1 protein-coding gene is annotated in these 555 nt (G+C 63.4%); it reads left to right on the top strand.

Annotated features, from left to right (window positions below):
- On the top strand, window positions 1-523 hold a 523-nt coding region (locus tag IEX32_RS20490; RefSeq protein WP_188773369.1), incomplete at its 5' end, for a Mu transposase domain-containing protein.
- Window positions 524-555: the final 32 nt, after the last annotated feature.

The raw sequence follows: 555 nt of genomic DNA on the forward strand, positions 1-555 counted from the left end.
CGACTATCACATCGCTCTCGAACGGCACCATTACTCGGTGCCGCACCGCTTTGCCCGCCGCGAGGTGGAGGTGCGCTTCACGGCCCGCACGGTCGAGATCTTTCTCGGATCCGAGCGCATTGCCGTGCACATGCGCGGGTCCGGCAATGGCCGGCATACCACAATCCCCGAGCACATGCCCTCCAGTCACCGCCGCTACGGCGAATGGACGCCGGCGAAGATCCGTGAGGAAGCGAACCGGATCGGCCCAATGCTCTCGCTGCTGGTCGAGAAGATCATCGAGGCCAAACCGCATCCCGAACAGGGTTACCGCTCGTGTCTGGGCATCATCGGCCTGGCAAAGCGCTTCGGCGCCGACCGGCTTGAAGCCGCCGCGCTGCGCGCGCTGGAGATCCAGGCGCGCAATTACCCTTCGGTCAAATCGATCCTCGAGAAGGGGCTCGACAAGGTGCCCGTGCCGAAATCCCCGGAGCGCGAACCGATCCTGCACACCAACATCCGCGGCTCGGACTATTACCACTGAAAGGACGTGAGTATGCTGAAACATCCCACCCT

This window comes from Novosphingobium endophyticum (assembly GCF_014640675.1).
GTDB classification, from domain to species: domain Bacteria; phylum Pseudomonadota; class Alphaproteobacteria; order Sphingomonadales; family Sphingomonadaceae; genus Novosphingobium; species Novosphingobium endophyticum.